Source organism: Micromonospora sp. NPDC049559, from assembly GCF_040676675.1.
GTDB lineage: Bacteria > Actinomycetota > Actinomycetes > Mycobacteriales > Micromonosporaceae > JBFAPK01.
The window spans coordinates 21,376-46,528 of record NZ_JBFAPK010000030.1; the positions used below are offsets into that span (position 1 = coordinate 21,376).

General features: G+C 69.7%; 22 protein-coding genes, 2 tRNA genes and 1 pseudogene. 14 read left to right on the top strand and 11 right to left on the bottom strand.

The annotated features are described in order from the left end of the window. Positions 1-93 precede the first annotated feature (93 nt). Both AB0J86_RS27250 and AB0J86_RS27255 read left to right on the top strand, forming a co-directional pair. Positions 94-1,827 (top strand): PIG-L family deacetylase, encoded by a 1,734-nt coding sequence (locus AB0J86_RS27250; RefSeq protein WP_363860459.1) that lies wholly within the window; start codon positions 94-96, stop codon positions 1,825-1,827. A gap of 147 nt (positions 1,828-1,974) precedes the next feature. After that, positions 1,975-2,517, top strand: a complete 543-nt coding sequence (locus tag AB0J86_RS27255; protein ID WP_363860460.1) for a YbhB/YbcL family Raf kinase inhibitor-like protein — start codon at positions 1,975-1,977, stop codon at positions 2,515-2,517. A gap of 171 nt (positions 2,518-2,688) precedes the next feature. Here AB0J86_RS27255 and AB0J86_RS27260 read toward each other — a convergent pair whose 3' ends face one another. Continuing rightward, a complete protein-coding gene (locus AB0J86_RS27260) occupies positions 2,689-3,399 on the bottom strand; it encodes a methyltransferase domain-containing protein (RefSeq protein ID WP_363860461.1) in 711 nt (236 codons plus the stop codon). A 284-nt stretch (positions 3,400-3,683) separates the two neighbouring features. Between AB0J86_RS27260 and AB0J86_RS27265 the strand changes: the two genes are divergently transcribed. Continuing rightward, positions 3,684-5,561, top strand: coding sequence for a hypothetical protein (locus AB0J86_RS27265; protein ID WP_363860462.1), 1,878 nt, complete (start codon positions 3,684-3,686; stop codon positions 5,559-5,561). A gap of 11 nt (positions 5,562-5,572) precedes the next feature. Here AB0J86_RS27265 and AB0J86_RS27270 read toward each other — a convergent pair whose 3' ends face one another. Further along, positions 5,573-6,355 (bottom strand): hypothetical protein, encoded by a 783-nt coding sequence (locus AB0J86_RS27270; RefSeq protein WP_363860536.1) that lies wholly within the window; start codon positions 6,353-6,355, stop codon positions 5,573-5,575. A gap of 367 nt (positions 6,356-6,722) precedes the next feature. Here AB0J86_RS27270 and AB0J86_RS27275 point away from each other — a divergent pair, with 367 nt between their 5' ends. After that, positions 6,723-8,246, top strand: coding sequence for a peptide deformylase (locus tag AB0J86_RS27275; RefSeq protein ID WP_363860463.1), 1,524 nt, complete (start codon positions 6,723-6,725; stop codon positions 8,244-8,246). 107 nt (positions 8,247-8,353) lie between these two features. Here AB0J86_RS27275 and AB0J86_RS27280 read toward each other — a convergent pair whose 3' ends face one another. Then, positions 8,354-9,469, bottom strand: coding sequence for a globin domain-containing protein (locus AB0J86_RS27280; RefSeq protein ID WP_363860464.1), 1,116 nt, complete (start codon positions 9,467-9,469; stop codon positions 8,354-8,356). Between the two features lie 297 nt (positions 9,470-9,766). Here AB0J86_RS27280 and AB0J86_RS27285 point away from each other — a divergent pair, with 297 nt between their 5' ends. Further along, complete coding sequence (locus AB0J86_RS27285; protein WP_363860465.1) at positions 9,767-10,537, top strand: CPBP family intramembrane glutamic endopeptidase; 771 nt, start codon at positions 9,767-9,769, stop codon at positions 10,535-10,537. A 79-nt stretch (positions 10,538-10,616) separates the two neighbouring features. Here the strand turns inward: AB0J86_RS27285 and AB0J86_RS27290 are convergent, their stop codons facing one another. Further along, the gene (locus AB0J86_RS27290; RefSeq protein WP_363860466.1) at positions 10,617-11,987 is read right to left on the bottom strand and encodes a hypothetical protein; all 1,371 of its coding nucleotides are present in this window, start codon (positions 11,985-11,987) and stop codon (positions 10,617-10,619) included. Between the two features lie 152 nt (positions 11,988-12,139). Between AB0J86_RS27290 and AB0J86_RS27295 the strand changes: the two genes are divergently transcribed. Together AB0J86_RS27295 and AB0J86_RS27300 are read left to right on the top strand one after the other, a co-directional pair. Then, positions 12,140-12,230 (top strand) — tRNA-Ser (locus AB0J86_RS27295). Between the two features lie 35 nt (positions 12,231-12,265). Then, positions 12,266-12,338: transfer RNA gene (locus tag AB0J86_RS27300), tRNA-Arg, on the top strand. A gap of 339 nt (positions 12,339-12,677) precedes the next feature. Here the strand turns inward: AB0J86_RS27300 and AB0J86_RS27305 are convergent. Together AB0J86_RS27305 and AB0J86_RS27310 are read right to left on the bottom strand one after the other, a co-directional pair. Further along, entirely contained in the window at positions 12,678-12,869 is a 192-nt protein-coding gene (locus AB0J86_RS27305) for a tyrosine-type recombinase/integrase (RefSeq protein ID WP_363860467.1), read from the bottom strand. A gap of 164 nt (positions 12,870-13,033) precedes the next feature. Then, the gene (locus tag AB0J86_RS27310) at positions 13,034-13,438 is read right to left on the bottom strand and encodes a hypothetical protein (RefSeq protein WP_363860468.1); all 405 of its coding nucleotides are present in this window, start codon (positions 13,436-13,438) and stop codon (positions 13,034-13,036) included. Between the two features lie 21 nt (positions 13,439-13,459). Here AB0J86_RS27310 and AB0J86_RS27315 point away from each other — a divergent pair, with 21 nt between their 5' ends. Beyond that, the gene (locus AB0J86_RS27315; RefSeq protein ID WP_363860469.1) at positions 13,460-13,627 is read left to right on the top strand and encodes a hypothetical protein; all 168 of its coding nucleotides are present in this window, start codon (positions 13,460-13,462) and stop codon (positions 13,625-13,627) included. A 2-nt stretch (positions 13,628-13,629) separates the two neighbouring features. Further along, positions 13,630-14,111, top strand: a pseudogene (locus AB0J86_RS27320) (hypothetical protein). 10 nt (positions 14,112-14,121) lie between these two features. Here AB0J86_RS27320 and AB0J86_RS27325 read toward each other — a convergent pair. After that, the gene (locus AB0J86_RS27325; protein WP_363860470.1) at positions 14,122-14,718 is read right to left on the bottom strand and encodes a helix-turn-helix domain-containing protein; all 597 of its coding nucleotides are present in this window, start codon (positions 14,716-14,718) and stop codon (positions 14,122-14,124) included. Positions 14,719-14,874: 156 nt separating this feature from the next. Here AB0J86_RS27325 and AB0J86_RS27330 point away from each other — a divergent pair, with 156 nt between their 5' ends. The 3 genes from AB0J86_RS27330 to AB0J86_RS27340 all read left to right on the top strand — a co-directional run bounded on the left by AB0J86_RS27330 (position 14,875) and on the right by AB0J86_RS27340 (position 18,274). After that, positions 14,875-15,432 carry a hypothetical protein gene (locus AB0J86_RS27330; protein WP_363860471.1) on the top strand — a complete coding sequence of 186 codons (558 nt, stop codon included), beginning with the start codon at positions 14,875-14,877 and terminating at the stop codon, positions 15,430-15,432. Position 15,433: 1 nt separating this feature from the next. Then, positions 15,434-16,876, top strand: a complete 1,443-nt coding sequence (locus tag AB0J86_RS27335) for an NAD(P)/FAD-dependent oxidoreductase (protein ID WP_363860472.1) — start codon at positions 15,434-15,436, stop codon at positions 16,874-16,876. Between the two features lie 213 nt (positions 16,877-17,089). Next, on the top strand, positions 17,090-18,274 hold the full coding sequence (locus AB0J86_RS27340; RefSeq protein ID WP_363860473.1) for a low temperature requirement protein A: 1,185 nt from the start codon (positions 17,090-17,092) through the stop codon (positions 18,272-18,274). Positions 18,275-18,581: 307 nt separating this feature from the next. Here the strand turns inward: AB0J86_RS27340 and AB0J86_RS27345 are convergent, their stop codons facing one another. The 4 genes from AB0J86_RS27345 to AB0J86_RS27360 form a co-directional block, all read right to left on the bottom strand. Then, a complete protein-coding gene (locus tag AB0J86_RS27345) occupies positions 18,582-19,352 on the bottom strand; it encodes a leucyl/phenylalanyl-tRNA--protein transferase (RefSeq protein WP_363860474.1) in 771 nt (256 codons plus the stop codon). Between the two features lie 206 nt (positions 19,353-19,558). Next, complete coding sequence (locus AB0J86_RS27350; protein WP_363860475.1) at positions 19,559-21,469, bottom strand: anthranilate synthase family protein; 1,911 nt, start codon at positions 21,467-21,469, stop codon at positions 19,559-19,561. Continuing rightward, positions 21,466-21,867 (bottom strand): isochorismatase family protein, encoded by a 402-nt coding sequence (locus AB0J86_RS27355; RefSeq protein WP_363860476.1) that lies wholly within the window; start codon positions 21,865-21,867, stop codon positions 21,466-21,468. The genes AB0J86_RS27350 and AB0J86_RS27355 overlap by 4 nt, the downstream gene beginning before the upstream one ends. 172 nt (positions 21,868-22,039) lie before the next feature. Then, on the bottom strand, positions 22,040-22,348 hold the full coding sequence (locus tag AB0J86_RS27360; protein ID WP_363860477.1) for a hypothetical protein: 309 nt from the start codon (positions 22,346-22,348) through the stop codon (positions 22,040-22,042). A gap of 705 nt (positions 22,349-23,053) precedes the next feature. Between AB0J86_RS27360 and AB0J86_RS27365 the strand changes: the two genes are divergently transcribed. After that, positions 23,054-24,049, top strand: a complete 996-nt coding sequence (locus tag AB0J86_RS27365; RefSeq protein ID WP_363860478.1) for a LuxR C-terminal-related transcriptional regulator — start codon at positions 23,054-23,056, stop codon at positions 24,047-24,049. A gap of 318 nt (positions 24,050-24,367) precedes the next feature. Continuing rightward, entirely contained in the window at positions 24,368-25,078 is a 711-nt protein-coding gene (locus AB0J86_RS27370; protein ID WP_363860479.1) for a hypothetical protein, read from the top strand. The last annotated feature ends 75 nt before the right edge of the window (positions 25,079-25,153 follow it).

The window sequence follows — 25,153 nt, forward strand, 5'->3', positions numbered from 1 at the left end:
CGACACCGCTGCCGCGGCGCACCGTGGTCACCCTTCACCCGCACCGTCCATTCGGTACGGGCACCACTCCGCCACCCCCCATGGAGGGTCCCCTTGTCCCTACCGATCCTGCACGTCGTCTCCCACCCCGACGACGACCTGCTGTTCATGTCGCCGGACCTCGCGACCGCCGTACGGTCGGGCTCGCCGAGCGTCACCCTCTTCCTCACCGCCGGCCAGCTGACCGGCGCCGGCTCGACGGACGGCCAGCGCGCCCGCTCCCGGCAGCGCGGCATCCAGGACGCCTACGCGGTGATGGCCGGCCTCACTCCGAACGGCGACCAGTCCGAGTGGACCGGTGACCTCTTCAACGTCAACGGCAAGCTGCTCGAGCGCTACACCCTCGACGGCACCGACGTGCAGGTGGTCTTCGCCGCGTTGCGCGACGGGCAGCTAGACACCCTGTACGCGGGCACGCCGCAGCAGACGGTGGTGACTACCGGCGGGCTCGGCGCTCCGCTGTACGGCTACAACAAGACCGACGTCATCAACCTGATCAAGACGGTCGTCTCGGTCTACGAACCGGGGGAGGTCCGCTCGCTGGACCCGATGCCCGAGGCCCGCTACACCCCGCACGACCACGCCGACCACACCGCCAGCGCCCGGTTCGTCGCCGACGCCGTCACCGACGTGCCGGTGGTCGCGTACCGCGGCTACAGCATCTCGTCGCTGCCGGTCAACCTCGCGCCGGAGGTGGCCGCCGCCAAGCTCGCGGCCTTCCAGGCGTACGCCGCCTACGACCCGCGCGCCGCCGCCAACGGCTGGACCGAGCGCATGGTGTACCGGTGGCCGCGGGGCACCTCCTGGGTCGGCCGTAACGCCGACGGGCGGCTGCAGGTCTTCACCGTCAACCAGGGCAAGGTGCTGACCTGGTGGCAGCTCGTGGGCGGCGGCTGGTCACAGCCGCAGTTCCTGCCGAGCGCCGGCGGACGGCTCGCCCCGACCATCGCGGTCGGCCGGGACGCGGACGGACGGTTGGAGGTGTTCGCCCGCCGACTCTCCGACCACCGGATCATGGTGATCTGGCAGACGGCGCCGAACGCCTCCTGGGCCGGCAGCTGGGCCGATCTGGGCAACCACAACGCCGGCATGTCCAACGCCGACCAGATGGGCTGCCCCGTGGTCGCCCGGCACGCCGACGGGCGGCTGGTGGTGTTCGTGAAGAACGGCGGCGGCGGGGTCAGCGGCAAGGCCCAGACGGTGGCCGGTGGCGGCTGGGGCGCCTGGCAGGACCTCGGCGGCGGCGACGTCCAGGACGGGCTGGCCGCGGTGAACGCGCCGGACGGCCGGATCGAGCTCTTCGCGGCCACCACCACCGGGCTGCTGCACTGGTACCAGTCGGCCGTGAACGGCTCCTTCACCCTGAACACGGGCCTGCCCTGCCTGGCGCCGGCCGGCCCGCCGACCGCGGTGCTCGGCTCCGACGGGCGGATCAGGGTGGTCTACCGCAAGGGCGGCGGCGTCGACGTGGCGGTCAGCCGCCAGGCGTCCCCGAACGGCGGCTGGGCCCCGCCGGTCGCCGGACCGGGGCCCGGCGGGACGGGCCACCTTGCCACCGCCGTGCTCGGCGACGACGTGCACGTGGTCGGCCGGGACGCCGACGACGGGATCTCGGTGGCCCCGCTCGACGGCGACTGCCTCCCGTTGGACTGGAACGGGCTCGGCGGGCGGGTCGACTGCCCGGCCGTGGCGGTCGACGGCGGCGGCCAGGCGGTGGTCTTCGCGGTGAACGGCCGGCCCGCGTACCACGGATGGGGCACCGTCGGCGCCTGGACGACGCTGCCCTGAGCGGGCCGAGGGCCGACCGGTGGGGCGGGATCCGGGATGGGCAACCGGGGATCATGCGCGGGAACGAGCAGTAACGTATGGGCGATAGAGCCCGTGAGTGGGTAGAAGACCACGCGCTGACCCGAATTCTTCGAAAGAGGATGGACCATGAGCCTGGAACGAGCGATCCCGCCCGATCCGTACGAGGTGCTGCCGCCCGTACCGTCGTTCACGCTCACGAGCGACGACGTCGCGAACGGTGAGCCGATGGGCACCGAGTTCGCGCACGGCAGCGTGGGCGGGGAGAACCTCTCGCCGCAGCTGGCCTGGTCGGGCTTCCCGGACGAGACCCGGGGCTTCGCGGTGACCTGCTTCGACCCGGACGCGCCGACCGGTAGCGGCTTCTGGCACTGGGTGCTCGTCAACGTGCCGGTCGAGGTGACCCAGCTGCCCCGGGGCGCGGGCGGGGGCGCGTCGACCGACGTCGGCGCCGCCTTCCACGTGCGCAACGACTACGGCGACCGGGCGTACGGTGGCGCCGCGCCGCCGGCCGGCGACCGGCCGCACCGGTACGTCTTCGCGGTGCACGCGCTCGACGTCGACCAGCTGCCCGTCACCCCGGAGGCGACCCCGGCGTACGTCGGGTTCAACCTCGCCTTCCACACCCTGGCCCGGGCGGTGATCCGTCCCACGTACCAGGTGAAGGAGTGACGCGAGTCACCCTCCGTGGCGCTCGTTGAGCGGCGTCACTCGCGGCCGGTGTCGGGGTCGATCCTCGGCACCGGCCGTACCGCGTCGGGCCCCACCCCGCCGCTCGACCTCCCGGTTGGCCGCGCGACGCGACGGCGGGCGGGTGGGAGCCGGCGGGCGAGCCGGCGGAGATCAGGACGGTACGCGGGCGACCGCGAAGACCGACTGCCCGAACGGCGGCCGGAACACCTGCTCGGCGGCCTTGGTGACGGGGAGCACGAGGGTGTCGTAGATCTTCACCATCGGCCCCTCCTTCGGCATCAGCCGGAAGACGCTGGTCGCCATGAAGTAGCCGATGAGCCCGAGCGCGTTGGCGTAGTGGAGCTTCTCCACCTCCAGGTCGGCCTCGGTCAGCGCCGCGCGCATGGTCTTCTTGGTGTAGCGCCGGACGTGGCCGGTCGCGATGTCGGCCGGGCTCATGGCGAACTGGAAGGCCGGCACGATCAGGACGATCGCGCCGCCGGGCCGGACCAGGTCGCGCATGCTGCGCAGCGCCCCCACGTGGTCGTCGATGTGTTCGAGCACGTTGTACGAGACCGCGCCGCTGTAGTCGCCGCGCTCCGAGTGCGGCAGCAGCATCTCCCGTACCTCGATCTTCGGCTCGACGGAGAGCCGCTCCTTGAGCGCGACCAGCCGGTCCGGGTCGGCCTCGGTGGCCGTGAACCTGCTGAAGTGCGGTGCCCACTCCAGCGCGTAGTCGCCGAGCCCACTGCCGATCTCGATCGGGTTGTCACCCAGGTACGGCAAGGCCAGTTCCACGAACCAGCGCCGGTGGTTGACCGCTGTCGCGAGCCCTTCCAGGACCTCGGACTGCACCCGCTGATCTCCAGTGATTTCCGCCATGCGTCGATTCCTCGCGATCTGAACTCGACCTGCACCTGGACCGACAGAGTGAACCATCTACGACGACCGTAGGGAAATCGGGGCAGGGGTTACGGAACCGAGATGTGATGTGGGCGGTTGCCCGCCCATGTCAGGGACGTTACGGGACAGAGCACGCGGCCCCCGGTGAAGGGGACCCGACGCGTCCGCGGATCACTACGCTACGAATTGTTATGACGACCCAGGGTGCTGGCACCACCGGGGTGCCTGGTGAACCCGCGGCCGAGTCCACCGCCTCAGCATCGATGGACCCCGTCCCCGACCGCGTCGACGGCGGGATCGGCGAGACCGAAAGCCAACGTACGCAGGAGAACGTCCCGGCGGCCGTGCCGTCGGCCGGGACGCCGGCCCCCCGTACCGGGCGGACCGGACATCCGGCGTGGCGCTGGCTGCGTGCGGGGCGGGCGCGGGACACGGCCGCGGTACTGAGCTTCGTCGCGTTGGCCTTCTGGGTCACCGCCCGGCTCTGGCTGCACCCCGACCGCGGCCTGCGGTCGAACCCGATGGACCAGGCGTTCTTCGAGTGGATGCTGGCGCACGGCGCCCGGGTGCTGACCCATCTCGACTACCCGTTCGTCTCGTACCGGATGAACGTCCCGGACGGGATCAACATGATGGCGAACACCTCGGTGCTCGCCATCTCGCTCCCCCTGGCCCCGCTGACCCTGCTCCTCGGTCCACGGCCGACGTTCAACATCTTCCTCACCGCCGCGCTGGTCGCCACCGCGGTTGCCTGGTACTTCGTCCTGGCCCGCCACCTGGTCCGGTCCCGTTTCGCGGCCTGGATCGGCGCGCTCTTCTGCGGCTTCGCGCCGAGCATGGTCTCGCACGCGAACGGCCACCCGAACATCGTCGCGCAGTTCCTGGTACCGCTGATCGTCTGGCGGACGCTGCGGCTGCGGCAGCACGGCCGCTGGCTGCGCAACGGCGTACCGCTCGGGCTGCTGATCGTCTGGCAGGCCTTCATCAACCTGGAGATCCTGTTGATGACGGCGATCGGGCTGGGGGTGGTCGCGGTCGTCGCGCTCCTGCGCCGCCCCGAGGTACGCCGCGACGTCCGCCCCTTCGTCGCCGGGCTGGGCGTCGCCGCCGTGGTCGCGCTGGTGCTGCTCGCGTACCCGCTCTCGGTCCAGTTCTTCGGCCCGCAGTCGTACCACGGCCTGCCGCCCCTCATCCGCGGCTACGGCGCGGACCTCGGCTCCTTCGTCGCCTTCTCGCGCGAGTCCATCGGCGGTGACGCCCGCACCGCCAAGTTCCTGGCCCAGAACCCGACCGAGGAGAACGCCTTCTTCGGCTGGCCGCTGGTGGTGCTGGTGCTGGCCCTGGTGGTCTGGCTGCGGCACAACATCGCGGTGGTCGGCCTCGCCGTCACCGGCCTGCTCTTCGCCCTGCTGTCGCTCGGCCCGCAGATCGAGTACGAGGGGCGGCCGACCGGGATACCCGGGCCGTGGCGGCTGGTGGTGAACGTGCCGGTGCTCGACTCGGCCGTACCGACCCGCTGGGCGCTGGCGATCGCCCCCGTCATCGGGCTGCTGCTCGCGATCGGCGTCGACCGGGCGGTCGAGCTGACCCGGCGGTACCCGCGGGCGGCCGTGCCGATCCGCGCGGCGGGAGTGACGATGCTGGCGATGGCGCTGGTCCCGCTCGTGCCGACGCCCCTGCCGGCCGCGAAGATCGCCCCGACCCCGGCGTTCGTCAGCTCGGGCGCCTGGCGGCAGTACGCCGACGGCGGGCGCAGCGTGGTGACCCTGCCGCTGCCGGCGACCCAGTACACCGACCCGCTGCGCTGGTCGGCGCAGACCGGGTTGGACATGCCGATCCCGCGCGGCTACTTCCTGGGCCCGGACGCGCACCCGGACCGGCGGGCCGCCTTCGGTGGTCCGACCCGCCCCTCCAGCCTGCTCTTCGCCTGGGTGAGCAAGAGCGGCAAGGTGCCGAAGCTCAACGCGGAGAACCGCCGGGAACTCCTGACGGACCTGCGGTTCTGGCGGGCCGGCGTGGTGATCCTCGCGCCACAGCGCAACTCCCTCGCCCTGCGGCAGACGATGACCGGTCTCACCGGCATCCAGCCGACGAAGACCGGCGGGGTCTGGCTCTGGGACATCCGTCCGTTGCTCGGCTGAGACCGGGCGGGTCAGTCCTGGCGCAGGCAGCAGCCGCTGCAGACCTTGGGTCGGGGCAGCGTGAAGGCGAGGCAGCAGGTCTTGCGCTGCACCGTCGGCTCGCCGTTCGGGCCGGGTACCAACTCGATCAGGTCGGCGACGTCGAGGGCGTCGAGCAGCGCGTCGACGGAGGCGACCGCCGAGCCGGGCAGCGCGTCCGCGGCGCGCAGCACGCCGTACGCGACGCCGGAGGCGACCGAGCCGAGCAGCGTACGGGCACCGACCCGGACCCGGGCGTGGATCGCGTCGAGCAGCGGGGTCAGGTGCTCGTCGAGCATCGCCGTGCGCAGCGCGGCGAGCAGGGCCCGCTCGTCGGCGACGACCCGCACGTCGGGCCGCCCGGCCAGCGCCAGCGGATCCGAGGGGAGGACCGCGACGGTGATCGAGCGGCGCAGCCCGAGGCTGAGCAGGGGACCCGGGCCGCCGAGGCGGACCAGCACCTCCTCGGGGCGTACCAGCGGCACCCGCCGGGCGGAGGCCCAGCCCAGCACCGTCGGCAGCGCCAGCCAGTAGGTGTACGACTTCCAGGCCAGCGTGGCGGCGGCGTGCGGGGAGGCACCCCACTGCCGCGCGGCGGCGTCGAGCAACTCGGGCAGCCGCACGCCGCTGATCAGGTCGGTGGCGGGAAACCAGTCCGCCTCGTCCGCGACGATCAGTTCGCCGGGGAGACTGCCGAGGTCCGCGGTGCCGAACATCGCCCGCAGCGTGGCGGTGACCGGCGCGAGCGGGGCCACGGCGTCAGCGCGGCTGTCGATCGTTGCGATCATGCCTGCCCTTTTCCCCCGGAACGGCGATGTGACACCGATGGTCACCCTGGCGATTAAGGTTAGCCTAACTTAGGTGGCCGGCCTGGGCGGGGGTTGAGGCGCAGGTCACTGCCGCGTCGGTCGGCGCGCGGGGGCGGGCGGGGCCCGGCGGGGCCGCGGCAGGCGAGGGAGCGTTCCCGTCGTCGCCATCACTATTCGTAGCCGGGTCGCGGCGGCCGGCGACCAATGGGGTCGCGGTCCGGGACAGGATCGACGATAATGGTTGAATAGTCAAGGCAAATGTCGGTAATGCGGCATTCATGTATGGCTGGGTGAGGCAACGGAGAGACTGAGACTCCCGGCCAAGAGGAAGCCCATGACTACCTCGCCCATCGAACGGGCTGCCGACTCGTTCGCGGCCGAGCTCTCCCGGCGGCGGGTCGAGCAGGGTATGACCAAGAAACAGCTCGCCGCGCGGATGGGTTTCGACCCGTCGTACGTCAGCCATGTCGAAGGTCGTCGACACCGCCCCACCGAGGACTTCGCCCGCCGGGCGGAGGCCGTCCTCGGCGCGGCGGGCGCGATCTGGCAGCGTTTCCAGGAGTACGACGAGCTCCGGCACGCCCGGGCCGCCGTCAACCCGCACCGTGACCCGCCGGTACCCGAGAAGTGGATGCCACCGGGCACCGGCCTCATCGTGGAGCAGGAGGTGGCGACGCTCCGGTACGAGAACGGCCGGTACCGGTGCGCCATCCGCCGCGCCCTCTACAACCAGGGCACCGAGCCCGTGACCCGCTACCTGGTGCGGGTCGCCGTCGACCGCTACCCCGGCGACCCGGGCCGGTCCAACCGTCACCACCGCGAGCACCCCCTCACCTTCGGCGAGCTGGACCTGCAGGCGTACTACGACGACCAGGGCAGCCGCGAGCGGATGGAGTGGCGCAAGAAGCAGGACCGGGACGCCTTCAAGGAGGTCTGGCTCCTCTTCGAGAACGGGCAGGGGCGGTTCCCGCTCTACCCCGGCCGCCGCGCCGTCATCGAGTACGCGTACACCGTCAGCGAGGACAAGTGGGGCACCTGGTTCCAGCGGGCGGTCCGCCTCCCCACCAACCAGCTGACCGTACGGCTCGACCTGCCCGTCGAACTCGACCCGCAGGTCTGGGGCGTGGAGACCTCCACCGCCGAGGAGGGACCGCTGCGCACCCCGGTGGTGCACACCGAGGAGGACGGGCGGGCCCGGTTCGAGTGGTCCACGGAGAACCCGCCGCTCAACGCCCGGTACCGCCTGGAGTGGCGGTACCGCAGCGAACCGCCGGCCGGCCCGGTGCGCGGCGCCGAGGGCGGCACCCGGGCCAGCGACCGGATGCGCGCCGCCGGGATCGTGCAGCGCGGGGCCGACCTGCTGCGCCAGCCGGCCCGCCAGTTCGACCTGCCCCGCGACGCCGGGGTGGCCCGGGACGTGGTGGCGCGGCTGCGGGCGGCGCTGGACCGGGTGGACGAGCTGCACCCGTTCAGCAAGGGGCTGGGTCTGGCGGCGCCGCAGATCGGGCTCTCCTGGGCGGCGGCGATCGTGCAACCGCCGGACCGTGAGGCCGAGCCGGTGGTGCTGATCAACCCGCGCGTCGTCGACGCGACGCTGGAATCGGACGAGCAGTACGAGGGCTGCCTGTCGTTCTTCGACTCGCGCGGGCTGGTGGCACGCCCGCTCCGCCTCGACGTCGAGCACGCGAACGTGGACGGTACCCGGGTGATCACCTGTTTCGAGTTCGCCATGGCCCGGCTGGTGGCGCACGAGCTCGACCACCTGGACGGCCGGCTCTACGTCGACCGGATGGCGCCCGGGATGCCGCTGGTACCGGTCGAGGAGTACCGGGAGAGCGGTCGCCCCTGGCACTACTGACGCCCCCGGCCACCCGGCGGGTCGCGTCGTGCGGCCCCCGACGCGGGTTGAACCGGGTCTCGTGCCCTGTGCGGGCAGGGCACGAGACCCGGCGGGGGGAGGATGGTCTAGACGGCGCCGAAGGTGTCGTACCGGATCTGTTCGGCCGGTACCTGCTGCTCGGCGAGGGTGCGCAGGACGGAGCGGACCATGGCCACCGAGCCGGAGACCAGGCAGTCGTGCGAGGTCCACGGCCCGTAGCGGGCCACCACGTCGGCGACGTCGCCCTGCTCGCCGCCGAAGGCGGGATCGTCCCCGCAACACGGGATGATCATCAGCCACGGGTGCCCGGCGGCGAGTTCGTAGAGTTCGGCCAGGGCGTACAGCTCCTCCTCGCGGCGTACGCCGTAGAAGACGTGCACCCAGCGGGTGCGGTTGTAGCCGCTCAGCTCCTCGACGAGCGCCTTGATCGGGGCGAGCCCGACGCCGCCCGCCACGCAGAGCACGTCGCGGGTCGAGTCGCGGTCGAGCGTCATGGAGCCCATCGGAGCGGCCAACCGCAGCAGGTCACCCGGTCTGATCCGCCGTACCAGGGTGCCGGAGAGCCAGCCGGCGTCGAGCGACCGTACGTGGAACTCCAGGATGTTGCCCTCGTTCGGAGCGTTCGCGATCGAGTACGTCCGCCAGACCCGCGGGTGGTACCGGGGCGCCTCGATGCTCACGTACTGGCCGGCGCGGTACGGCAGCGGGTACTGCAACGGCTGGCAGGTGAAGACCGCCACGTCCGAGGTACGCCGCTCGTGGGTGAGCACCTCGGCGTGCCAGAACGGCGGGTTGTCGTCCTCCGCCGCCCCGGCCTGCATCCGCTCGGAGATCACCCGGTACGCGTCGGCCCACGCCTGGTCGTACTCGATGCTCCACTGCTCGGCCGCGCAGGTCCGCAGCGCGTCGAGCAGCGCGGCACCCATGATCGTGAAGTGCTCCGGCAGGACGTGGTACTTGCGGTGGTCCCGGCCGAGCGCCCGGAGGTAGTCGTCGAGGTGCTCGGGATCGTCGATGGTCTGCATCGCCGTCACGATCGCTTCGAGCAGCCGGTCGCGCTGGCCGCTCATCTGTACCGGAAAGAGGTCGCGCAGGGCCGGACTGGTGAGGAACATGCGCGCGTAGAAGTGCTGGGCGAGCTTCTCCTGCCGGTCCTCGACCAGGACCCAGCTCTCCTTCAGCAGCTGCGCGAGGTTTTCCATGTCCGCCCTTCTCGGTGATGGCGCGCGTCGGAGACGCGCGAGCTGGCCGGTCAGATCGGTGTTGCGTGGCGGTGCGGTGGTGCTTCGTGGCGGTGCCTTGCTTGCGTCCGTGGTCCCTGCGTTGCGTGGCGGTGCGTCGGTCGCACGGCGGTGCGTCCGGGCTGGCTCACAAAGGGTGAACACTGAGGGTCATGGTCCATCGGACAGACAGTGCGATCAGTGAGTGATGGCCCGATATGCCCCGCTACGTACCGTGGCGGTGTTCGGGTCCGTCGCCCATGCGGCAGAGTTGGTCGGGTGACGCTTGATCTCGCTCGGCCGGTCTCCCGCAGGACGACCGGCGTCGAGGTGCTCCTGGTCCTCGGCCTCTCGCTCGGGCAGTCCGCGATCTACTCGCTGGTGACCATCGTCGGGCGCCTCACCGCCGACCGGCCGCTGTCCCAGCAGACGGCCACCCTCAACCCGTCCCAGTCGGCCCGGCCCTGGCTCGACCTCGCGTACCAGCTCCTGGGCATCGCCTTCGCCCTGGTCCCGGTGCTGCTCGCGGTGCACCTGCTGAATCGCGAGGGCGGCGACGCCCGGCAGCGGCTCGGCCTCGACGCCGCACGCCCGCGCGCCGACCTCGGCTGGGGCGCCGCGCTGGCCGCCGCGATCGGGCTGCCCGGACTCGGCCTCTTCGCCGTCGCCGCGTGGCTCGGGATCAACGCCAACGTGGTACCGGCCGCGCTGCCGCACGTCTGGTGGGCGGTACCGGTCCTGGTGCTCTCCGCCGCCCAGAACGCCATCCTGGAGGAGGTGATCGTCGTCGGGTACCTGGTCACCCGGCTGCGGGAACTCGGGTGGCGGATCGGCGCGGTGATCGCCGCGAGCGCGGTACTGCGCGGCTCCTACCACCTCTACCAGGGCTTCGGGGCGTTCCTCGGCAACGCCGTCATGGGCGTGGTCTTCGCGCTCTTCTTCCTGCGTACCCGGCGGGTGATGCCGCTGATCGTCGCGCACACGCTGCTCGACGTGGTCGCCTTCGTCGGCTACACGCTGCTGCCGGACGACTGGTTCCGCTGGCTCTAGCGCCTCGGGTCCGGGGCGGCCCCCGAGGTCGCGGAGCACCCCTCGCGGGCTCCCTGCGGAGGGGCCCTCCCGACGCCGGCTAGCGCCGGTAGCGGGCCACCGCACGGGCCGCGAGCCGCTGCGCGACCGCCGTACCGCCCGCCGCGGCGGCCAGCGCCGCCGCGCCCGGGAGCAGCCGGGCCGCCGCGCGCAGCGCCAGCCAGCCACCGGCCTGGGCGGCGAGCGGTACGCCGAGCCGCCACGCCGCCTCCAGCGCCCGGTCCAGCGCGTCCTCGCCCTCCGGGCCCGCCCGGCCCGCGGCGGCGAGCGCGTCCCGGGCGGCCGCGTCGTCCGGGTGCACCCGGGTCAGTACGAGCAGGTCGGCGGCGCGGTCCGGGTGCGTCGGCTCGTGCCCGTACGCGGCGGCCAGGTGCAGCACCAGCCCCGCCTGGGTCCAGGCGACCACCACCAGCTCGGCGAGCGGCGCGAGCAGCCCGGCGCCGGCCGAGACGGCACCACCGGTGCCGGCGATGCGGACGAACCGGCGGGTCGCCAGTCGGGCCAGCCCCTCGGGCGTGGCGCTCGGGTAGTCCGTGCGGACCCGTTCGGCCCAGGCCCGCGCCCCCGGGCCGAGGGACTCGACGGCGGCCGTGGCCAGCAGCTCCGGGGCGTACCCCGGGTGGGCGAGCAGGCGCGCGGTGAGACCCGGTGCGGGCTCCGCCGGGGTACGCCCCGCACCGGCCGGCGCCGCCGCGACCGGCTGCGGACCGTCCGGGGGCAGCAACGTCGCCGCGTCGCCGGCCGCCCTGCGCGGCCTCGGCGCGGTCTTGCGCGCCTTCGCCGCGGTTCCGCCCGCCTTCGTGGCGGCTTTGCCGGCGGCCTTCGCGGCGGCCTTGGCCGGCCTCGGACGCGTCTCGTCCGGCTTCGCGCCTGCGTCGTCCGGCTTCGGGGGCTTCGGGGGCGTCTCGTCCGACCTCGCGCCTGGATCATCTGGCTTCGGGAGCGTCTCGTCCGGCCGGGTCGCGGCGGGCTCCTGCTCCGCCGGCCCGGCCGCCGCCGACGTGGCCGCCGCCTTGCGCGGCGCCCGCTTGGCCGGCCTCGTGGCCGCGACCGGCGCTGCCGCCACCGGCTCGCCGGTCGCGGCTGGCTCGACCGCTGCGGGTGGCTCGGTGGCTCCGGCCGCCCGCCGGGGTCTTGTGACCTTCGTCGCTTCCGGTACGCGGGCCGGGCTCGCGTCCGCTTCCGGCGTCTCCGTCCCCGGCTCCGCTGCCGCGGGTACGGTGGGATCCTCCGCCGGCGGCTGGAAGAGCACGGGCGGAGCCTTGGCGCGGCGGGTACGCGGCACGGGCGCCGGCTGCGGCGCCTCGCTCGCCGGCGGGTTGAAGGCCGGCCGGGCCGTACGGGATCGCGGCGTCGACCGCTCCGGGGGCCGGCGCTCGGGTGAGGGGTCGGTGGACGACTGCTCCTCCATATCGAAAAAGCCTAGTCCCCGTGGTGGATATCGGCCTGCCGAGCGCTTCGTGCCCGGCTGGCCGGGTCGTCCCGGGCGGAAGGGGGATAGCGCTTTGCCCCCGGCCGGGGTGGCCCTGTATCCTCGGTCGGCGGTGGTCTACAGGCCACCGAGGAGACTTCGCCTAGTCTGGTCTATGGCGCCGCACTGCTAATGCGGTTGGGGTTTTAAAGCCCCTCCCGGGTTCGAATCCCGGAGTCTCCGCGCCCCGGCCGGGTGTGTAGACTGGCCGAGCACCAGCGCCCGTAGCTCAACGGATAGAGCATCTGACTACGGATCAGAAGGTTAGGGGTTCGAGTCCCTTCGGGCGCGCAAGATCATGAGGGGCCTGAACTGCGGGAACGCGGTTCGGGCCCTTCTTGCTGCCTGGCCTGCGTGGATGGTGGGTGTCACGTGGGTGCGATGTGGGTGCCAGCCCTGTTGGCGAGTTTTTCTCGCGCTTGGTGGCCTTGACCTGGGGCTTCGGGACCGCGCCCGGGGTGCTGGGGGCTGGAGCACCTGTTTTCGGTCGGCGGGTGGGTCGGTTCTTCCGGGCCTTGTTTTTGATCTTTTTGCGGGTGCGGCGGGCCGCGGCGAGGACGAGGTGGGCGGCGGCGTCGGCGCTGTGTCGCTGCACGTCGGGTAGGACGCTGGTGTAGGTGTCGGCGGTGGTCACGATGCTGGAGTGGCCGAGGAGATTTGCAGGATCTTCAGGTCGGCGCCGGCCTGGTGGGCCAAGGACGCGGCTCCGTGCCGCAGGTCGTGCAGCCGCACCGGGGGTAGTCCGGCGCGTTGGACGAGTGTGCGGAATCGGGTGGTGGCGTAGTTCGGGTTGATCGGCTGGCCGTCGGAGCGTACGAACACCTACCTGGTGTCGGTGCACGCCTTGCCATCCGCGGTGGCGTCGCTCCTCTGGTCGAGTTGTCGGCGGAGGTGCGCGCGTAGGACCTGGACGGTGCGTTTGTCCAGGGCGACCGCGCGGCGTCCGGCGGGGGTCTTCGGGTAGGGCCTAACGGGGGAACCGCAGCTCATTCTTCGCCTTCTGGCGGCATATACCAATCTTGACTCCGAAGCCATTTTAGATACGAGTCGTAGACGTTTAGCAATCCATCTGCCGAATCTCGGACAGCCAGAAAAGCAGTCAGCTGATCAAACAGGACACTGATAGCCCTCTGCTCGTCTTCCACAGAGAGGTTGGCGACCCCTCCCAGGCAACCATCCGGAAAGGTGAGCCGCAATATCAACCCACGCCAGGTCAAATTTGCACCATCACCCAGCCGGACCACAAGCCATTCTCGGAAGCCTCGCAGCAGGCCACCGTTCTGGCCTGCATCCATTCCAGCGAGAAAAGCTACCGTCTGCCCGAACGAACCGTCAACGCCGAGCATTCCTGGCCGCGTCCGGAGCAGTTCTAGAGTGCGTTGCAGTTGCATCAACTAACCTCAAAATCCAAATTGATATCATCCCTGAGTGAGGCGAGCACGGTTGACGACCTGAACGCGTGGCTCAACGCCGGCGTGCTCCTGCGGCTGTGGCCCACTCTCTGGCTGCCACCCCGGCTACGGCAGGACTGGGAAAAGGCCTTCCCCGAACTCGCCGCGACCCGTACGAACACCGCATAACGGTGAACTCCTTTCACGAACGACTCGCCCGCACCGGGCTCGCGCCTGCTCGTCGATACGGTTTCGCTCTCGCCGGCGGTTACGTGGTCCAAGCCGCCGGACTTCTCGAGCGGCCCAGCGAGGATGTCGACTTGTTCACGGCGTGGGACCGGTACTACATCCCGACGACGCGGTCGCGAACAAGATGAGCGCTCTCTACGGGCGAGCATTCGCCCGTGACTTCATCGATATAGACGCCGCGCTCCGATCCGGCCGCTACATCATCAAGCTGTCCTCGACCTCGCGCAACAAACTGATCGTAGGGTTCGGCCGACGCGTCTTCGCCAATGCTCTCGGGCAGGCCAACGTGCTCGATCCTGATGACTTCGCCCAGTACGGCGTGACCGGTCAGGCATTGGACAACCTCCGTGACCGGTTTGAGGCATGGCGCCGCGAACTACTCGCCGGGGAAGACCTCGCGGGAGCTGACGGCTCCGTCCTGTGACGCACGCGGTTCAGGATGGCTGACGTGCGGCGTGGGTCCGGATGAGTTCCTCGACGCCACGGAGGAAGGTCTCGCAGATCAACGCCGGGTCGAAGAGGCAGCCGGCCGCCATGGCGCCGTCGCGGAGCATGACGAAGTGCTGCGCGGCGGACTCGGCCTCGGTCCTCTCGATGCTCGCGAGCAAGGTGTTGACCGTGTCGAGGAACCACCGCCGGTGCGCGAGGACGGCCTGGTGCACCGGGTGGTCGGGATCGGGGTACTCGGCCACGGCGTTCAGGAAGGCACAGCCGCGGAAGCCGGCGGACCGGATGCTCCCGGCAATCGACTCGGCGATGGCCCGGAGCGTGTCGGGCGCCGGTAGGCCGGCCGTGATGGCCGTCTCGACCTGCTCGCGGATGGCCCGGTCGGCCGCCTGCAGATAGGCGAGAACCAGATCCTCCTTGCCCGGGAAGTGCCGGTAGAAGGTGGCCCGGGTCACTTTCGCCTCGGCGATGATCCGGTCGACGCCGACCGAGTGGATGCCCTCCCCGTAGAAGATCCTGGCCGCCGTGTCGAGGAGCCGCTGTCGCGCCTCGGACGGCCGGGTCTCGGTCTCGGTACGTGCCATGGGCCCATAGTAGTGACAGAACGTTCGGTCTTGACAGGTCGGCGCGGACTCGTCATTCTTGGCAAGACAGAACGTTCGTTCTACTTGATGGCAGTCCTGAGCGCGGCGCCCGTTGCGTCGCGGTTTCCCCCCTCGGTCGCCACCGGAAGGATCACCATGACCACCGTCACCGCCCCCGGCATCTCGACGACGGCGTCCGCACTGCGGCGGCTGTACTTCGTCCGGTTCGGGTTCGCCATCGTCTGGGCCCTCGTGATGTTCCCGCTCGCCAAACACCTCGATCCGCTCACCACCACGCTGCTCGTGCTATACCCGCTGTTCGACGTGGCCGCCGCCATCGTCGACGCCCGCGCGTCGCGCGCCACCGGGTCGCCCACCCTGCTGTACGTGAACGTCGCGGTCAGCCTGCTCGCCGCGGTCGGCCTGGCCGTCGCCGGCGCGTCCGGCGTACCGGCGGTGCTGCGCGTGTGGGGTGCCTGGGCGGTCGTGGCCGGGCTGGTTCAGCTGGTCGTGGCGGTCACCCGGCGCCGGATGGGTGGCCAGTGGCCGATGATCATCAGCGGCGGGATCTCGGTACTCGCCGGCGGGTCGTTCATCGCCGGTGCCTCGGCGGACCACCCGGTGCTGACCAACGCGATCGGCTACGCGATCCCCGGCGCCATCTTCTTCCTCATCTCGGCCATCCGTCTCGGCCGCGCCGCCAAGGCGAACTGACATGGAGAACGCCACGTACGACGTCGTCGTCATCGGCGCGGGGCCGGTCGGGGAGAACGTCGCCGATCGGGTCGTGCGGGGCGGCCTGACCGCCGCCGTCGTCGAACGGGAACTGGTCGGTGGTGAGTGCTCGTACTGGGCCTGCATGCCGACCAAGGCGTTGCTGCGCAGCGCGACCGCGCTCCGGGCGGCACGCCGGCTGCCCGGAGCGCGGGAGGCGGTGACGGGCGACCTGGACGCGGCAGCCGTGCTGCGCCGCCGCGACTCCTTCGCCTCGAACTGGTCCGACGACGGGCAGGTGTCCTGGCTCGACTCGGCCAGGATCGCCCTGTACCGCGGCCAGGGCCGGATCAGCTCCGAGCGGGTCGTCGAGGTCTGGACCGGCGGGGACTTCCCGACGGTCTCGCTCACCGCTCGGCATGCGGTCGTCGTCGCGACCGGCAGCGGCGCACTGATTCCGGACGTCACCGGTATCCACGAGGTGGCGCCCTGGACCAGCCGGGAGGCCGCCGCCGCGACCGAGATTCCCGGTCGGCTCGCCGTCATCGGTGGTGGCGTGGTGGCGTCGGAGATGGCGACCGCGTTCGCGAGCCTCGGATCCGAGGTGACGGTGCTGGCCCGCGACGGTGTGCTGCCGCGGGCGGAGCCGTTCGTCGGCGAGCGGGTCACGCGGTCGTTGCGGGCGGCCGGCGTGTCCGTACGCCTCGGTGCCGAGGCGGCGTCGGTGAGCCGGGACGGCGACGGCACGCTGCACGTCACGCTCACCGACGGCGGGCGGATCGAGGCCGACGAACTCCTGGTCGCGACCGGCCGTACGCCGAACACGCAGGACATCGGCCTCGACCGGGTCGGCCTGAGGCCCGGTACCTGGCTCGCGGTCGACGACACGCTGCGGGTCGTCGACGACGACGGGGCGCTGGTCGGCGCCGGATGGCTGTACGCCGCCGGTGACGTCAACCGGCGCGCCCTCCTGACCCACCAGGGCAAGTACCAGGCTCGCGCGGTGGGTGACGTGATCGTGGCGCGGGCCAGGGGCGAGGCGGTCGACGACCGCCCGTGGGGCCGGCACGTCGCCACCGCCGACGAGCGTGCCGTGCCGCAGGTCGTCTTCACCGACCCGGAGGTCGCGTCGGTGGGGCTGACCGCGGCCGCCGCCGAGGCCGCCGGGCTGCGGACCCGGGTCGTCGACTACGACCTGGGCGCCGTCGCGGGATCCGCCCTGCACGCCGACGGATACCAGGGGCACGCCCGGATGGTCGTCGACGAGGACCGGAAGGTGATCGTCGGTCTTACGCTCGTCGGTCCGGACGTCGCGGAACTGCTGCACGCGGCGACGATCGCGGTCGTCGGCGAGGTCCCGCTGGATCGGTTGTGGCACGCCGTTCCCGCGTACCCGACGGTCAGCGAGGTCTGGCTGCGCCTGCTGGAGGCGTACGGCCGCTGAGCGCGAGCCGGGTACCGCTCGACCGGTCGCGGTACGTGGTGGCACGAGGCGCGAACGAAGCGGCCATATCGCACAGAAGGCGCTTTTCTGCAATTTACCGCTATTTTGGTCTGCCTTCTGTTCAACTGGCAGAGCGGTGGCGCTCCCCATCTCGAAGGCCCGACGTCTGGCGGACGGGCGGACGGGGCGCCCGGTTCACGGCGGGAGGAGAGAATGCGCGGAAGGGCGCGGCCCGGCCTGATCAGGGACTTCAACGAGTCGAAGCCGGTCACCTACGTCGAGCTCTTCTTCGATCTGGTGTACGTCTTCACGATCTTCCGCCTCTCGCAGACCCTGCTCACCCGGCTCAACTGGGTCGGGTTGTTCGAGACGGCGGTCCTGCTGCTGACCGTCTGGTGGGTCTGGGCCTACACCAACCTGCTCACCGACACTCTCGACGCGCGGCTGATCCGGCTGCAACTGCTGGTCATCTTCACCGCGTTCGGCAGCCTGCTGCTCGCGACCGCGATACCCGAGGCGTTCGAACAGCGCGGGCTGCTCTTCGCGATCGCGTACCTGGCGATCAACCTGGGACGCAGCGTGGTGCTCGCGATCGCCCTGCGCCGACACATAGTCGGACTGCGGCCCCGACGGGCGGCGCTGTGGTTCCTCATCTCGGGCGTGCCGTGGCTCGTCGGCGCCGAGGTCGACGGGACGCCCCGGCTGGTGCTCTGGGGCATCGCCATTTTGATCGACTACCTGACGGCGGAGGTCGGGTGGCCGGCGCCGCGGATCGGGCGTACCGCTCCGAACGAGTGGAACCTCGCGAGCGAGCACTTCGCCGAGCGGTACCGGCAGTTCGTGATCGTCGCGCTTGGCCAGACCATCGCGTCGACCGGCGCGGCGTTCCACGCCAGCGACTTCACGCTGCACCAGGGCTCGGCGTTCACGGTGTCGTTCCTCATCACGGTGCTGCTCTACTGGATCTACTTCCACCGCACCCGGGAGAAGCTCGGGCCGACCTTCTCGGGCGCCCGGGAGCCGTCGATCCGGGCCAGGGAGGCGGGCTTCGCCCATCTGCTGATGGTGGCCGGCGTCGTCGGCATCACCGTCAGCGACGAACTGGTGATCAGGGGCGCCGCGCACCGGGTCGGGGCGTACGGGGCCGCCGTCTCCCTCGGCGGGGCGGTGCTCTTCATCCTCGGACACGCGCTGCTCGGGCGACACGTCTTCATCGACGTGGCGACTCCCCGGCTGATCGGGGCGGGGGTCCTCCTCCTCGCGTCGCCGCTGCTGGTCGGGCTGCCCATGCTCGCCGTCTCCGGGGCGGTCGCCGTGGTGCTGGCCGGCATCGTGATCTGGGACCTGCTGCGCACGGGCGAGGACCTGGGCGAGCAGACGGTGACGCATCGGCTCTGAACCGCCGTGCCGGCGCCACAACCCGGGTCGGCACCGCAACCAGGTCGACGCCGCAACCCGGTCGGCGCCCGGCCCGGGTCGACGCGGACCGGGATGCGGGTCGTGACCGCCTCGGAAGGTCCTTGACCAACATTCCCCGGGCCCCTCACGTAGCCTTCGCCTGAAGCTCATCTCGCAGCTACCATGGTTCAGGAGATAGCCGGCTGATCCTGGGAATGTATGCCAGAAACCGGCCTTCGAGGTAAGTTCCCGCTTCTGATGGAGCGGTGGCTACGCCGCGCCAAATTTTCGGCAGATATTCGTGCCGTTATCTTCGTAACGGTTGTTCCAAAAGCCACTGCAGCGGCCTCTGTTCTTCCGGTAGGCTGACTTTCAGCCGGTTCTGGCCTCGAACAAGTCCGACGAATTCCTGCCGGGCCATAACTCGGCCACCCACGTCGGCGCCGTGCCGCGACGGCCACTGCAGGTCGATGACGTCCACTCCGCAGGTTTGCGCGCGCAATGCAATATCGACCATCGCGATCTTTGACGCCTCGGGTCTGGCTTGAAAATGTGAATCGACGGATAGGGTCGAGCCGAATGCAAGACCGAATGCGCCCCCGACAAGTTCGCCATCATCCCAGATCTCAAGGCTGTAGGCCCAGCCATCGCGGTGCAGGCCAAGCAGGGCATCCAAAAAGTCGTCCGTGAGCCATCGAGGCTCGCGGCCAGCGCGGCATGCCTCGGCTACCTGGCGGAACGCTGTGTTGACCGTGCTGACCCAGCGGCCACGCCGTATCATCGCCCGCTGCTTTTTCCGGGTCCTGGCCTCACCGGCTGGTATGACGAATCGAGGATCAGGGCACCACCAGCTCAAGGAGAATGGGTCTGCTGTTCCGCCTAACCCGGCTATCGTCCCGGCCAGGAGATCGTTTTCATGAAGGAGCCGCAATATGTGGCGTTGGATGGGCGCTGCGGGCATGGCGAACAACCCCGCCTGGGCAGCAGACAGCAATGAGCTGCTGTCGAGCTGCCCGCCGAAGGCCACCGGCTGGTCCGCGGACGCCGGATGAAGCGTGATTTCTTCCCAATCTGTCACTCCCGCCTCCGCAGGCTCGTGGCTCAAGACATGAACAAGCGGTACGCGCCATCCAGATGCGTCAACCGAGACCGTACCGGGTTGGTACCCCGGCAGCCCACGCAGACCGCGCCCCGAGACCGAACCTGAGGTCGGGCCGTACTGCGACGGCAAGGGCGCCCTTGTGCTGCCGTTTGTCGCCTCGCGCAGCCTTCGCGTCCCTCCCCTCAAACGGCTCCGGGGACGTGTACTCGGACATGAAGCACTTCCATTATCGCGTCGGCAATAATTCGCGGGCCGTCGACGGTGAGGACCGACTCGGCGTGGAACTGCATGGATGCGAAGGACGGGCCACGCAGCGCGTGTACTTCGCCCGTTTGTTGGTCCCGGCTGATTTGGATCAGCCCGACCCCTTCGACATCGCGCCTGTCTGTGGCAGAGTGCGCGGCAAACGTGTTGTAAAAGCCCACCCTCTCACGCTGACCGAATAAGTCGATCTCCCGCTGAACACCTTGATTGGGAGCGTGCCGCCGAACCAGGTCGAACCCCAGCCGCCGACTCAGCACCTGATGGCTCAGACACACCGCCAGCAACGGGCGAGATGAGGCCAGGGCCTCGTCGAGCGCGCTCGCCAAGTGTGCGATCTTGGGGTGATTGGCTGCCCGTGGGTCGCCAGGACCGGGCCCCAGCACGAGGAGATCCGCTCCGGCCGGGTCGTAGTGCTCGTCAAAGCGGCGGATCATGACCACGAGGCCGAGCGCTTGCAACTGCTGGGCCAACATCGTGGTGAAGGTGTCCTCCGCGTCGACCACCAGCGCGGTAAGCCCGTCCAGCGCGGCGACCGTCGATGTACGGTTGTCGCGCTCCCGGAGCCAGAAGTCCGCGATGCCGTGATTGCGCCGGCGAAGTGCCGCCTGCACTCCGGGATCTGCGGCAAACCGTCCATCCTCACCGGTCCGCATGGCGGCCAGCAGCGCGGCCGCCTTGGCGGCGGTCTCCGCGACCTCGGCTTGCGGGTCCGAATGACGCACAAGCGTGGCGCCGACTGGAATGGTCAGCTCGCCGTCGAGGCCGATGTCGGCCGTGCGAATGAGGATCGCGGAGTCGAGCGACTGCTCGCCGTTCGCGTTTCGGCCGATCAGCGCGGCAATCCCGCTGTAGTAACCACGCCCGTCCCGCTCGTAACGGTCGATGACCCGCGCCGCGCTCTCCACCGGGCTGCCCATAACCGTCGGGGCGAACATGGTCTCCCGGAGGATTTCCCGGGCATCAAGGTTGGTCCTCCCCTCGATGAAGTACTCGGTGTGGGCGAGCCGCGCCATCTCCTTTAGGTACGGTCCCACGACGCGTCCGCCAGCATTGCACACGCGCCCCATCATCTTGAGTTCCTCGTCGAGTACCATGTAGAGCTCGTCGGTTTCCTTGGCGTCGGCGAGAAAGTCCAGCACCCCGCGCAGCGTGGGACCCCCGGCCGGGTAGCGGTACGTTCCACTGATCGGGTTCATGACCGCGGTGCCACCCGCAAGCGTGATGTGCCGTTCGGGGGTGGCTCCCAACAGCGTGCGAGCGCCGGTATGAATCAGGAAAGTCCAATAGGTGCCGTGCTCGCGTTCGATGAGCCGCCGGAGGAAGAACAGCGCGTTGGCCGTGGTGAAGTCGGTAATCTCCGCTCGGTAGGAGCGCTTGATGACAAAGTTCGCGCCCTCGCCGGCTCCGATCTCGTCGTGGACCACTCGCTTGACCACCTCGGCGTAGCCGGCATCGTCGGGCTCGAAGCGTCCGCCTACGAGCTTGGCCGGGGCGTGTGGTATCCGCGCGAGGACGTCAGCCAGCGGCATCGTCGCCTGCTCCGTGATGGTGATCGCCACCAGCGGGGTGTTGTCGTCCTTCGCAGCGAACCCCCGCTCGCTGAGCTGCCGGTACGGGACCAGCGCCAACACGTCATGGCCGGCGCCTCGGCCGGCTCGCGGACGATTCGTCACGGGTATGTCTGCCAGCGACCCGTGCTCCGTGACCTCGCCAATCATTACGTCCAGGACGTCACGCCCCGCGCTTTCCGGGCGGTACAACAACGCGAACGCGGGTGCGTGCCCGGCCAGCACTCGGTCGAGCAGATCGTTGCTGGCACTCGCCGTCATCGCCGCACCTGCCTGGTGACGATTCCCCGCGGCCAGGACCCCGTGGCGCGGCCGACGGCCAACCGGTGCTCGGGTGCCGGGAAGTCGCCCAGCGCGTCGGCGACGAACGGTTGGATGTCGTTGGAGAGCGTGCCCAACGCGGTGACAAGCACGCCGACCTGCCCGCGCGGACCGCATTGGACGGGCTGATTGCGGTCGGCGGCCCGTATACGCGGCAAGAGGGTCGAGCCGTGGAAGACGCGGTGGCGCCACCTTGTGAACACCCCGTCGTCTGGGTGGGCTTCTAACTCGGCGATGACACGCTGCATGGGCGGCGCCCGGTCCACCGACGCGACCCGGGGAACGAGGCTGTCGGTGCTGAGAACTGCATGCGATGCGACGGCGGGAACGCCAGCCATCGAGGTTCTCCTTTCGCCGCAGTGCCTGGTGCGGTGGAGCGGGTGTAACGCTGGGAGGCTGGTGTTGGAATTCGTTTCAGGACGACTGATCTGGCTCCATGGAAGGGCTGGCGGGCTCGGACGCAGGCAGAGCGCCGGGGACGCTGCTCCACTGCAGTGCCAGGCCTCGTCGCTAGTGCTCCAGCAGCCGGTTGTAGTACGGGGCGGGCATCGCGGCGCCGCACGACACCAATGTGTAGCCGCGCAGGCTGTCATGGGTCTGCAAAGCGCGCCGAATTATCGTCTGTGCCGCGAGTTCGCTGCTTTCCAGGGACGGCGCCAACAGGAGCAGGCCGAGGACCGGACCCGGGCTGGCATCGGCGTGCACCACGACGTGCTGGAGTCCGTCCTCCGGCTGTGCGCTTTGCATGACCAGCGCGGCCGTGTCGGGCGGCAGCGCTGCGTGGCCGTCGCCGGAAAGTAGCGCGTGGATGAGGTACATCGCCTGATTCTCGGGGCTGGCCAAGGCGAATGCACTGTTGAGGCAGGGACGCTTTATGACATGGCCGCAAGAGGCCATCGACTTCGGCACGCCCAGGCCCGCACTGCAGTCCCGGATATTGAAATTTGTTTGACGACTGTTGAGCGGCCGTATCGTATCGCGCGATACCGCTCGACCCTTTGCCGGTCGACCTTGCGTGGCGGCTCGCCGTCATCCGGATCGGCGGGTGGCAGCGCCGTTCGCCCGGGCACGACACAAAGAGCGAACGGTACTGGGGGCGCTCGCGTCGTGGTCAAGGTCCAGCCGCCGACGGCCCGGCACCTCCGTATCCTGCTGATCCGCCAGGACACTGCGCGAAGATCGCTATCAAGCATCCCGACGGGACCGATGAGCGGGGTACTTCCTGGCCCACCACGGCGCCGAGGCCCCGGCGTCGGAGCTGATCACCGTAGCCACACCCGATGGCACATCGAAGGCGACAATCAAGGCCGGCCGGAATGGCAACGGGCCCGGTCAAACCGGCGCCACGGCCAACGACCAGGGGCCCACGCGTCGAGTGATACCCGTCCACCTTCCCACCGAGATCGGCCGAAACGAAAGCGCCTGCCCGGCTCATCGCAACATCAGAGGCTGTAGTACCGGGACCGAGATATGCGAACATTGCTATCTGCGGTCGGGATGAGATGCCACGGGGCGGAGACACGGATGCTGGAGCCACTGGGGATTGATGCGCTGTCCGAGCAGGTATACCGGTCAATGTTGTCCTATCCTGACGAGGGCGTTCCCGAGCTGGCGGTCCGTCACGGCGTCTCGGAGGCGCAGATCCGCCTGTCGCTGGAGCAGCTGAGTACACTGTCGCTGATCCATGCGTCGCGGCGGCGCGGCAGCGGTTTCTACGCCGTCTCGCCAGACATCGCGATGGAACTCCTGCTCACGCAGCAACAGGCTCGGCTTGCCGCCGAGCAGCTCAAGGTAGAGGCCTCCCGTGTCGCGGCCGCCCATCTGATCGCCGAATATTCCGCGACTGTCCACGGGGCGAGCGGGCCGGACTCCGAGCGGCTTACCGGCGTGGAGGCGATCCGCGAACGACTCGCCCACCTCGCTAGGACCAGTCAGTACGAAATATTGACGTTTGCCCCGGGCGGCGCACATTCGGTCGAGGATCTTCGGGCCGCTCGCGCCGCCAACACCGCCCTGCTCCAACGAGGCGTCCGCAGTCGCACGGTCTACCTCGACAGCGTGCGCAACGATCCGCCGACCCTGGAACACGTCAACTGGTTGATCAGTCGCGGAGCGCAGGCGCGGACCACCGTCGCACTGCCGACCAGGCTGATCATCGTTGACCGCAACCAGGCGCTTCTGCCGATCGACACCGCGGATACCAAGCTTGGTGCGGTGCTCATCTGGAACAAGGGAGCGCTGGCCGCGCTGTGCGCGTTGTTCGATGCCATCTGGGCCGAGGCCACGCCGCTCGGCACGAAGCAGGCACTCGACGGGCAGCGTCTCCCCCGCCAGGAGGCGGAGGTCCTGCGGCTGCTGGCCACGGGTCTCACCGATGTAGCGATCGCGAACCGGCTCGGTGTCTCACCGCGTACCGCCCGACGTATCGCCGCCGAACTGATGGAACGGCTCGAAGCCCGCAGCCGGTTCGAGGCGGGTGTACGTGCCGTGCAGAACGGCTGGCTGCCGCAGGAGCGTTGAGCGCTTCCGGGAGCACCACCAGCCGCTGCGACCAGGAAACCGGACGATGCCGCACGCACGGGACAGGTAACGTGACCCGAATAGGTCATGGACGCTTGCGTCCAGCCGCATCCTCTTCCCAGCTCGACGGTGATTGCGCAGAGTGAATCTGACAGCGGCTCGCGAAAGCGAGTGAAGCGGCCGAGATTCCCCTAGCAGTCCGCAGCCCCCCAGCATGCGGGAGAGGAGACGTGAATGTTCATCGTGGGTATCACCCGAGCGCTCATTCCCGCTAACGAGGCCACCAGAGGCGATCTCATTTGGGGCAAATGACGCCACATGTCGAAAAACCGTGAAGAGACCATGTTCGTTCACGTCGAATTCAGAACAGATCTGCGGCGGCGGTCCTTCAAACGCTTAGCAGCGTCGTTTCCGGATATCCGATCCGTGATGCTCGATCCGCTAGATCTTCCCGACCGGGAGTACCGAGAGGTTGCTCTGTCGGAGCAGGCTGACCGGTGGCTGTCCCACAACTCAACGCCGGCAAGACGTATCCTAGTTGCGGCATACTGCACAGGTGCCGCCTTTGGGCTTACATTGGCGACCACCATCCAGGCGCGAACAGACTCGGAGGTCGTCGCGCTAGTCGTCGACCCAGCGTTCGTAACTCGCCCTGATGTCGACGCGTCCGTTGCCGAGATGCTGAACGTATTCGGCTATCATGGCCGGCTTCCATCGGACTTCGGCTCGACCTTGGCCATGTTCAATACCGCCGAGCGGGCCTTGGTCGAGTCATTGCCAAATGATGAGCCTACCGCGTTTCGTGAGCTCGTGAAGCAGTATTCGAGGTGGACATCCTACCTATGGGCATGTGTAGGCGCCAAACCCGCGTACGTCGACTTTCCGGTTCACGTGCTCAGCGATGATACCGAGCCGGCCGACCTGACCGGCCCCGCAATCCATTACCACGCGCTGCCGGTAGGGGAAATCCCGAGGATCGTGGGTGCGGTTCTGGGTCTTACTACCGAAGGGCGGGAGCCGACTAACTAGCCGCACTCGGCTGCAGACCCTGGAGGACTTGTGGCTCGTCAAGCAACAACCTGCCTGGCTGTATACGGCCGAGGC